We start from the raw sequence: 1617 nt of genomic DNA on the forward strand, positions 1-1617 counted from the left end.
CCGACACCCAGCCGATCCCGGTCCTGCCGCTCCACCTGGCGCCGTTCGCCAGCCCCGACCCGGCCCACGTGCCGGGCGCCTGAAGACCCGCCGGGGCCAGCCGTGCACCGACCGGCCGCCCCGGCGCCAAACCACCACCGCTGAGGGCCCCACACCGGGGCCCCAGCCCGCCACACCCTGAAAGGCTCACCGTGAGCACCGAAATCACCAAGGCAGGCGGCAGCCTCGCCATCCGTCCCGACCAAACCAACTGGACCCCCGAGCAGGCCGCCGTACTGCGACAGGGCGGCATCGACAACGACGTCACACCCGCCGAACTCTCCGGCTTCCTCCACCTCTCACAGCGAACCGGCCTCGACCCGTTCACCCGCCAGGTCTACCTGATCGGCCGCTGGGACAACCGGCAGAAGCGCAAGGTCTTCACCCCCCAGACCAGCATCGACGGCTACCGCGTCATCGCCCACCGCGTCGTCGCTGCCGCCGGCCACACGCTCGGCTACGAAGACACCCTGTGGTGCGACGCGTCCGGCCGCTGGTACGACGTCTGGCTGTCGGACGAAGCGCCAGCCGCCGCCAAGGTGGTCGTCGTCCGCAACGGACAGCGCTTCCCCGCGGTGGCCAAGTACTCCGAGTACGTGCAGCGCGGCAAGGAAGACAAGGTCATCGGCCTGTGGGGCAAGATGCCCGCGACCATGACCGCGAAGTGCGCCGAGGCTCTGGCCCTGCGCATGGCCTTCCCGCACGACCTGGCCGGTGTGTACACGGCCGAGGAGATGGCGCAGGCCGACAATCCGGAGCCCGAGCGGCACCTCCGCTCCGTTCAGCCGGGCGAGGCGGACCCGTGGGCCACCGCCGCACCGGTGGCACCGGCCGCTCCGGCACGGGACTTCGTCGCCGAGGCGCACGCCGCTGCCACCGCCGACGAGGTTCGGCAGATCTACCGCGACGCGTCCGCCGCCGGCTACGGCCCCGGCACCGCGACCCTGCAGGAGATCGCCGAGGTGGGCAAGGCCAAGGCAGCGTCGCCCGCCGCCCCGGCCCCGGCTGACACGGTCACCGACGCCGAGTTCGCGGACCCGGTGGCCGAGGCCGAGCAGCAGCTCCGGGCCACCGCCACCCGCGTCGGACTCGACACCCTCGACGCCGACTTCCAGCAGTCCTACGGCATCCCCATCGGCGAGGCCGGCGTCCAGCAGCTGACCGAAATGACGCAGATCCTCAGCGGCACGGCAGGTGCCGCATGAGCCTCCGTGACAATGCCGCGCAGGAGGCGTACCTCAAGACCCTCCTCGACGTCATCAACATCGCGTACAAGGCGAAGCGGGCCGAGGTGCAGCAGCAGCTCGACGACCTCGCCCGGGAGACCGGCACCCGCCAGATCGTCGTCACGCTCCCCGACGGCATCGAGGTCGGCAAGGTCAGCCTGACCGCCGGCAGCAGTGAAGCCAAGGTCACCGATGCGGACGCGTTCAAGGCGTGGGTGCTCCAGAACCACGCCGGTGAGATCGAGCGCGAGTTCCGCACCAGCGTCCGGCCCGCATTCGAGAAGAAGGTGCTGGCCGAGCTGACCGCGGCGGGCGGTACGGAGTGGGGGGATCCGGAAACCGGCGTGATCCA

General features: G+C 71.2%; 2 protein-coding genes. Both read left to right on the top strand.

Features of this window, described 5'->3' with window-relative positions:
• Positions 1-191: 191 nt before the first annotated feature.
• Positions 192-1244, top strand: a complete 1053-nt coding sequence (bet, locus tag ABD191_RS28665; protein ID WP_051785505.1) for a phage recombination protein Bet — start codon at positions 192-194, stop codon at positions 1242-1244.
• A partial coding sequence (locus tag ABD191_RS28670) for a hypothetical protein (protein WP_344089011.1) occupies positions 1241-1617 on the top strand: 377 nt, incomplete at its 3' end. The genes bet and ABD191_RS28670, both read left to right, overlap by 4 nt.

Source organism: Luedemannella helvata, assembly GCF_039528415.1.
Lineage (GTDB): Bacteria > Actinomycetota > Actinomycetes > Mycobacteriales > Micromonosporaceae > Luedemannella > Luedemannella helvata.